General features: G+C 69.7%; 6 protein-coding genes, 1 pseudogene and 1 other annotated feature. Of the genes and pseudogenes, 3 read left to right on the forward strand and 4 right to left on the reverse strand.

Features of this window, described 5'->3' with window-relative positions; translation table 11 throughout:
• Position 1 precedes the first annotated feature (1 nt).
• The 4 genes from ACGFU7_RS47145 to ACGFU7_RS47160 all read right to left on the reverse strand — a co-directional run bounded on the left by ACGFU7_RS47145 (position 2) and on the right by ACGFU7_RS47160 (position 4,845).
• Entirely contained in the window at positions 2-469 is a 468-nt protein-coding gene (locus ACGFU7_RS47145) for a transposase (RefSeq protein ID WP_393704887.1), read from the reverse strand.
• A gap of 37 nt (positions 470-506) precedes the next feature.
• On the reverse strand, positions 507-635 hold the full coding sequence (locus ACGFU7_RS47150) for a hypothetical protein (RefSeq protein WP_393704888.1): 129 nt from the start codon (positions 633-635) through the stop codon (positions 507-509).
• A 763-nt stretch (positions 636-1,398) separates the two neighbouring features.
• Positions 1,399-2,619, reverse strand: a complete 1,221-nt coding sequence (locus tag ACGFU7_RS47155; RefSeq protein WP_393704890.1) for a hypothetical protein — start codon at positions 2,617-2,619, stop codon at positions 1,399-1,401.
• Positions 2,620-3,099: 480 nt separating this feature from the next.
• Positions 3,100-4,845 (reverse strand): hypothetical protein, encoded by a 1,746-nt coding sequence (locus tag ACGFU7_RS47160; RefSeq protein WP_393704891.1) that lies wholly within the window; start codon positions 4,843-4,845, stop codon positions 3,100-3,102.
• Positions 4,846-5,254: 409 nt separating this feature from the next.
• On the opposite strand from ACGFU7_RS47160, the gene ACGFU7_RS47165 reads away from it, so the two are divergent.
• The 3 genes and pseudogenes from ACGFU7_RS47165 to ACGFU7_RS47175 all read left to right on the forward strand — a co-directional run.
• The gene (locus ACGFU7_RS47165) at positions 5,255-5,572 is read left to right on the forward strand and encodes a transposase (protein WP_393704893.1); all 318 of its coding nucleotides are present in this window, start codon (positions 5,255-5,257) and stop codon (positions 5,570-5,572) included.
• Positions 5,533-5,661 (forward strand) — a sequence feature (AL1L pseudoknot). It overlaps the preceding gene by 40 nt.
• Positions 5,569-6,489 carry an IS3 family transposase gene (locus ACGFU7_RS47170; RefSeq protein WP_393704894.1) on the forward strand — a complete coding sequence of 307 codons (921 nt, stop codon included), beginning with the start codon at positions 5,569-5,571 and terminating at the stop codon, positions 6,487-6,489. It overlaps the preceding feature by 93 nt. The genes ACGFU7_RS47165 and ACGFU7_RS47170 overlap by 4 nt, the downstream gene beginning before the upstream one ends.
• Positions 6,467-7,147, forward strand: a pseudogene (locus ACGFU7_RS47175) (transposase); the annotation flags it as partial. The gene ACGFU7_RS47170 and the pseudogene ACGFU7_RS47175, both read left to right, overlap by 23 nt.
• Between the last annotated feature and the right edge of the window lie 96 nt (positions 7,148-7,243).

Genomic DNA, 7,243 nt, shown 5'->3' on the forward strand with positions numbered 1-7,243 from the left:
CTCAGGCGAGTACTTCGACATCCCCAACGGGAACTCCTGTCCTATGGATCATCACGATCCAATGATCAGGGTGTCCACGATCAAGGGGAAACGCCCGTAGTTCGCCTTCTCCGCGTGGATGAACCGGCATACCGTGCTCACCGGTCGCTCTCCTTCGCGAAGAAGGCGGTTTTTTCAGGATCTCAATTGTCTTCGCCTGTTCGGCGGTCAGCTTCCGCAGCCGCTTCAGTTCCTCGTCCCGGTCGTCGGCGGCCCGCACGGCACCGGGTCCCGATCCGGTGTCCTGGGCGGCGCGGGCCTTTTTCACCCACCCCCGCAAGGACTCCGAGCTGACCCCGAGCTCCCGAGCGACCTCGGTCACCGTCCGGCCCGACAACCGCACGAGTTCGACCGCGTCCCGCTTGTACTCCTCCGAGTACCGCTTCGTGTACTTACTTCCCACCTGGCACTGCTTCCTCTGGGCTCTCACGTCCCAGTCTCCAGGTGTCCACGATCAAGGGGAAGCTTCAGTGGAAGAGAGCGATACGTCGTAGCAGAGCGCTGCCCACCGCGGCCCGCCTGGCCCGCGAGCCTTCGAGACTGGGATAGGCGTTGAGGTAGCCGGTTTCCACGGGATCGAGTGCGGGATCGTCCACAGCGGTCGCAGACCGTTGTCTTGGCACCAGTGCCGGTGCCGGCGCTCGATGGCCTCCCAGCCCTCCGCCAGCCCACGGGGCAGAACGAGCACGAGCGTTGCCGCTTGCTCAGGGTCTTTCACCATGTGCAGGTGCAGGTGCAGCCGCTGGCCGCCGGCCTCGATGCCGCTCACTCGCAGGCCTGGGGTCCCGGGCACATCGTTCCCGTTGTCTGGTGCGGGAGTCGTGGGCAGCAGACGACTCAGGCAGTGCTCGGGGAAGGAGTACCGATCCTGGCCCATGTAGGCGTCGAGGTGCAGGGTGAGGGACGTGCTGGTGCTGGTCAGGGAGGCGATGCCGAAGGGGTGCGCGCACAGGCTTGGGGAGGTGCTCAGTTGCTCGAGGACGAGGCTCTCCAGTCGCGCCTGCGCCGGTGAGGCTGCGGGTGCCGGGTGGCTGGTTCGAATGTCGGCGCGGCGGGAGTTCCCACTGCACTCGGCCCAGTAGTGGAGTTTGCGGGACTCCCATGAAGAGCGGTCGCTCACGACAGTGCCTTCCTGACGCGCTTCGACCCGATCCCGGCACGTCAACGAACACTGACGAACTGCTGTGTGTGATCCCGTGTGGTGCAGGCCGGTGCATCACCACGCTCCTTGCGTTCCGGTACGCCGGATCGGGCGGCGGTCGGAACGTGGCCCGCCTCGGGCCATGCGCCCATCATCCAGCCGATGGGCGGCCAGGACGGACGACACCGTCACGGGTTCACTCGGACGAGTGCTGTGCCTCAAGCCCGGAGGGGACAGGTGAGCGGGAGGACGCGTTCGGTCATCTGCCCAGTGAGCTGGGCGTCGGTGAGGGCGGCGTCGGTGAGCCAGTCCGCTGCGGTCAGCTGGTCGACCAGGTGCTGCAGCTCGCCGGGACCTGCCGGAACCCAGTCGGCGAGAGCGTTCAGGGTGATGCCCTGGCCGCCGGGACCGAGGCGTCCCGAGGCGTCGGTCCCGGCGGCCAGCGTCAGGGCGAGCAGCCGGGTGCCAGCGGCGGCCTTGGCCTTGCGGAGCTTCTTGTCCGAGACGACTTTCTGGGCCCAGCCGGAGAGCTTGGGCCGCATCTTCTTGCCGAACGTGAACGGGCCTGTCCCGTCCTCGTGGGGCGTCAGGGAGGGGACGGTGATCGGGGTGGGGTTTTCCGGCCGGGAGGCGAGCAGGTCGCCGACAGTGCCGGGCAGGGTGAGCCAGCCGGAGCCGGTCAGCTTTTCGACCAGGTCCTCCGGGTCGGTCAGGCCCAGCGCGGTGAGGTCCTGGCCGACGAGGTTGCCGGTGCCGGTGTGCGCGGTGCGCAGGGTCAGCATCAGTACGAGCAGACGTGCTTCCGGTCCGGGCAGCGGGGTGTGGTCGGCCACGTGCGCGAGGACAGAGCGCGCATGGTCCCACTGTGTCGCCACGGTCAGCAGCCGGGCCACTGCGGGCCTGTCGTCGTCCGTGGTGCCGCCGGTGCGCTGCTGGTGCTGCAGGCGGGTGGCGGCAGCGGCCTGCCCGGTACGCCGGGCTTCCCACCGCAGGGCTCCGTCGCAGGTGACGTCGGCCCAGGTGGTGAAGGCGCGGGCCTTGCGTTCCTGGAGGTCGGCGAGCAGCGCCAGGTCGGGCTGCTCGCGTTGCTGGTAGGCGCGGAAAAGGTCACCGAGTTCGGTGAGTTCGTCCCGCAAGGCGACAGGCCGCAGGTCATGTGGGATGACTCGCTGGGCGATCTTCGCCTGCGGCAGGCGGCGCCGCACGGGTGCGGAGCGGGGTGCTGGGACCGGGCCTGCGGGGACCTGGTGGTCGGAGAACTGCGGCGCGCCCGTGCCCGTGCCCGTGCCTGTGTCCGTGGCTGCGGGGGCCGGACGTTCGGCGTCCTGCGGCCCGGGCGTCTGGGAGGCGGGGGCGGTCTTGGCCCCGGGGATGGCGGCCGCGCACCGCGAGCAGCACTCCATGGCCTGCCACCAGCGCCCTTCCCGGTCGGTGACCATAGCCAGGACGACCGGCCCGCCGCACCGCCACGGTTCGGCACGCGCATGTCGGCCAGTGTCGGGCAGATGGGCGTGGCAGCCCTCGGCCCTGCACGCGCAGTACGTCCCGGCTCTTGGGGCGGGGGCGGCGCGCAGGTGAGCCTTGAGATGGGCGACCGCAGCCGCACGTCCTGCAGCCGCAGACGGCAGACGCTGCTCGGCACATGCGGGACGGCTGCACGAGATACGCACCGCCGCACTGCCCCGGTCGGCGGCGTCCACACGCACCGTCCAACGGCGTCCCGGCACCCGTTCGTCTAGCTCGCTCACTGCGGCCTGCGTCATCCCGGCCTTCCTCCTGTCCCGTGTTTTTCGATGCTTGCCGCCGCTTCCCGCCGTGCCGGGCGGTGTGCGGGCGGCGAGGCTACCGTATTCGGCACACGGGCGAAGGCAGGTGAACTCGGCCCTGTTTCGGACCGTGTGACTGGCGAAGCAGCCCGGTCAGGGTGTGCGCGCCCGGGCGGGCGTGTGGTCCAGGAAGTCGAGGAGCTGGCCGAAGGTGATCTTGTCTTCGTCGTAGTCGAAGGTCATGGCGGCGGCGAGTGCCTCCCACCGGTTGGTGCTGCGCCGGCAGTGGTTCAGCAGGATCGGCAGGGCGATGTCGGGTTCGTGGCGGGCGAGGACTTCGTCGGCGGGGATCTGGCGCAGGTGCTCCAGGGTGTGGTGGCGGGACTTAACGACGGCGCGGTAGACCTCAGAGCGGGAGAGAGTCTCACCGGTGGCGGGGGAGTCGAGCCAGGACTGCAGGACGGCCGTGGGGTCGGGGTGCTTGCCGAGTTCGTCGTCGTCCAGCAGCCACACCACACCGTCGTCCTCGTCCTCGGGCACCGGGATGGCGGCTGCCGTGGCCAGGAACCAGTCCGGGCCGCCCGCCTTCTCGGCGATCCAGGCCAGTTCGGCGGGGTGCAGCCCGTGGAGGACGTCGGCGACGGCGGTGTGCGGGGTGTGCGGGTTGGCGGCGAGGGTGGCCAGGGCCTGGACCCGGCGGTGCTCGGAGTGGCGCTCCAGGAGCCGGGCCGGGCGGTCGTGGCCGGGATCGAGGTTGTCGATGATGCGGATCAGGGTCCGGCTAGGTGTGGGGGAGACAACGGCCAGCTGATCCAGCCGGGCGAGCTGGGTGCAGACCCCGGCGAGGTGGTCGGGGTTGGCGCTGAGGAGGGCCAGGTCCTCGGCGAGGCGGAGGACGCGGCCGTCGAACTCGTGGTCGCCCTCCTGCTTGTCGGGCAGGCTGAGCAGCTGGCCGCGGGTCACGAGAGCGTCCGCGGCCGCGTGCAGCTGGTCGGCGGCGAGGTCGACGAGGCGCGGGTTGTTGTGGACGCGGTGGGCGATGTGGTGCAGGGTCCTGCGGGCGGTCACCTGCGGGTTGGGCAGGTCGGCCAGTTCGGGAAGGCACAGGGCCGGGAGGCAGGCGAGCAGCAGGTCCTCGCTGAGGGCGGGAGCCGGGTCGGCGGGGAGTTCTTCGCCGTCCGGGTCGGCGGCGTGGAGCCGGGCGTCTTCGCGGGCTTGGGTTTCGGCCTGGTCCAGCAGCAGGTGCTGGACGGCCGCTCCGAGCGCGGGGTGCGCGGTGAGCTCCGCCCACCGCTGGGGGCACCGGGCCAGCATCGCCCAGCCGTCGCGGCCGCCCAGCTCCAGCGACCAGTCCTTCGAGAACGCGGACACGGCCTCCCAGCCCTCTTCGGGCTCCGGGTGAAGCAGATATGCGGCGAGCGGGGTGAGGCAGGCTTCGAGGACGGCGTCGAACAGTTCCTGCGGCAGGGGCGGCGCCGACGGAGTGCCTTTGGTGCGGGTGTAGCGGTCGGGATCCCAGTCTCGGACGACCCGTTCCACTTCGTGGCCGGGGAGGCGGGGCAGGAGGGCGATCGCTGCTTCGACCTGGTCGGGGTGCTGTGCCAGAGCGGAGATCAGTCCGGCCCAGACCCGGCGGTGTCGCAGGATGGCGGGCAGATCGGCGGTGGTCACGGTGCCGTCAGCCGCCAGAGCGGCCAGCGTCTTCTCGTCGGCGTGCACCAGGAGCTGGCCGCGCAGCCGCTTGGCAGAGGTCCGGGCCAGCAGCGCGGGCAGCGCGGCCTTGAGAGCTTCCTCCCGCCACCGGTCGGCCTGGGCGTCGAAGCCGTGCCGAGTCGTCGCCGGGGCGCACAGGGCGTTGATCACCGTCTTGAGGGCTTCCCTCGGAAGGTCCTCGCTCATCGCGAGATCCCGCCACAGCGGGTATGTACGGGCATTGACCATCCCTCAGGTCCCCTCCCCTGCCTGACCCGGCGTCACTGCCCGGTCGCCATCCGTGGAACACCGTACGACGCACCCGGGCCCCAGCGGAGCGCGATCCACGAAGTTGCCCCGCTCCGCATGCTGAACGGGCCCCGCCCGGCGTCATCCGCCGAAGATCACGTGATGCATCGCCCCGCCGTCGCCGGTGTGGCGGTGGCCGCCAGGAAAGGGGCCAGGCGAGGTTGAAAAATCAGCGGCTACAACGGCCTGAGCTGCGCCGCGGTCGGTTGTGTACCCCCGACGTATCGTGGCCAGCAGATTCCCCGGTTCAGCCTCTGAACCGCCCCGGGTTTGATGGAGATCATCAAGACCCGGAAGGATGCCGATCATGGCTGCTCCCCGTAAGTACCCCGACGAACTGCGTGAACGCGTGACGCGTCTGGCCATCGAGGCCCGCAAGGACCCGGCCGGCCGGGCCGGAGCGATCAAGCGGATCGCCGACCAGCTGGACGTGCACCCCGAGGCCCTGCGGGGCTGGGTGAAACGGGCCGAGATCGACGAGGGAGTCGTGCCCGGGACTACCGGTTCGGAGGCTGCCCGGATCGCGGAGCTGGAGCGGGAGGTGAAGGAACTGCGGCGGGCGAACGCGATATTGAAGTCCGCCTCGGCTTTCTTTGCCGCGGAGCTGGACCGTCCACTGCGATGAAGGTCGCCTACATCGACCAGTACAAGAAACTGTTCGGCGTCCAGCCGATCTGCGACGTCCTCGCCGAGACGGACGCGCCGATCGCGCCGAGCACCTACTACGCTGCCCACACCCGTCCGCCGTCGGCCCGCAGCCTGCGCGACGAGCAACTCACCCAGGAGATACACCGGATCCACGCCGACAACTACGGTGTCTACGGAGCCCGCAAGGTCCACGCCGCCCTGGTCCGCGAGGGAGTCGAGGTGGCCCGCTGCACGGTCGAACGCCTCATGCGTCAGGCGGGGCTTCGCGGCGTGATCCGGGCCAAGGGCCCGCGCACCACCCGCCCTGCTCCGGAGACCGACCGTCCGGCCGATCTGGTCGAGCGGCAGTTCACCGCAACTACCCCGAACCAGTTGTGGGTTGCCGACATCACCTACATCAGAACGTTCTCCGGCTGGGTCTACGCGGCCTTCGTCATCGATGTCTTCTCCCGCATGGTCGTCGGCTGGCAGGTCGCCACCAGCCTCTACACCGACCTCGCCCTTCACGCGCTGGAGATGGCGATCTGGCGCCGTCGGCACACCGGCGCCGACCTCACCGGCCTCACGCACCACTCCGACCGCGGCGTTCAAGGCGGATTCAACTGGTCGTCGCAACACCTGATGACGGAGGTGCGCGATGGATCGAGACAGAAAGCAGATGCCGAAGACGCCTGCGGGTGCGCGACGGCAGTGGGCGGCGGATCGGGCATTGCGACCGCCGATGCGTTCGCCAGGCCGGCCGGAGCCGTCTCGTGCGGTACAGCGGGACTTCTGGCGGCGGATCGCATCGGGAGTGACGACGGCAGAGGCCGCGGTGGCTGTTGGTGTTTCATGGCCGGTCGGATCCCGGTGGTTCCGTCACGCTGGCGGGATGCCGCCGATCAGCCTGGATGAGCCCACCGGCCGCTACCTGTCGTTCGCTGAACGTGAGGAAATCGCGCTGCTGTGTGCCCAGGAGATCGGCGTGCGCGAGATCGCCCGCAGGATCGGCCGCGCCCCGGGCACGATCTCACGCGAGCTGCGCCGCAATGCGGCGACCCGGGGCGGCAAGCCGGTCTACCGGGCTCTGGTGGCGCAGTGGAAGGCGCAACAGGCCGCGAAGCGCCCGAAGACCGCGAAGCTCGTAGGCAACGACAGGTTGCGTGCGTACGTGCAGGAGCGGCTCGCCGGCAGTGTCCGTCGCCCCGACGGCACGATCGTCAGCGGGCCGGAGACGAGGGCGTGGAAGGGGTTGAACAAGCCGTATCGGCAGGACCGGCGATGGGCGACGGCATGGAGCCCGGAACAGATCTCGCACCGGCTCCGCGCCGACTTCCCCGATGATGAATCCATGCGCATCAGCCATGAAGCGATCTATCAGGCGCTATTCATCGAAGGCCGTGGCGCGCTCAAGCGGGAACTGGTCGCGTGTCTGCGCACTGGCCGGGCGCTGCGGACTCCCCGTGCACGGTCGCAGAACAAGCCGCAGGGGCATGTCACCGCGGACGTCGTCCTCAGTGAACGCCCCGCCGAGGCCGGGGACCGCGCGGTCCCCGGCCACTGGGAAGGCGATTGTGCGACACGAAGTTGCACGAATTTGAGTGGACTGGCCGATTGGAGAGGCAGTTGATGAAGCTGTAGGTGCAGTCACGGGTCTGTGTCCATAAGA

This window comes from Streptomyces sp. NPDC048473 (assembly GCF_043200155.1).
Lineage (GTDB): Bacteria > Actinomycetota > Actinomycetes > Streptomycetales > Streptomycetaceae > Streptomyces.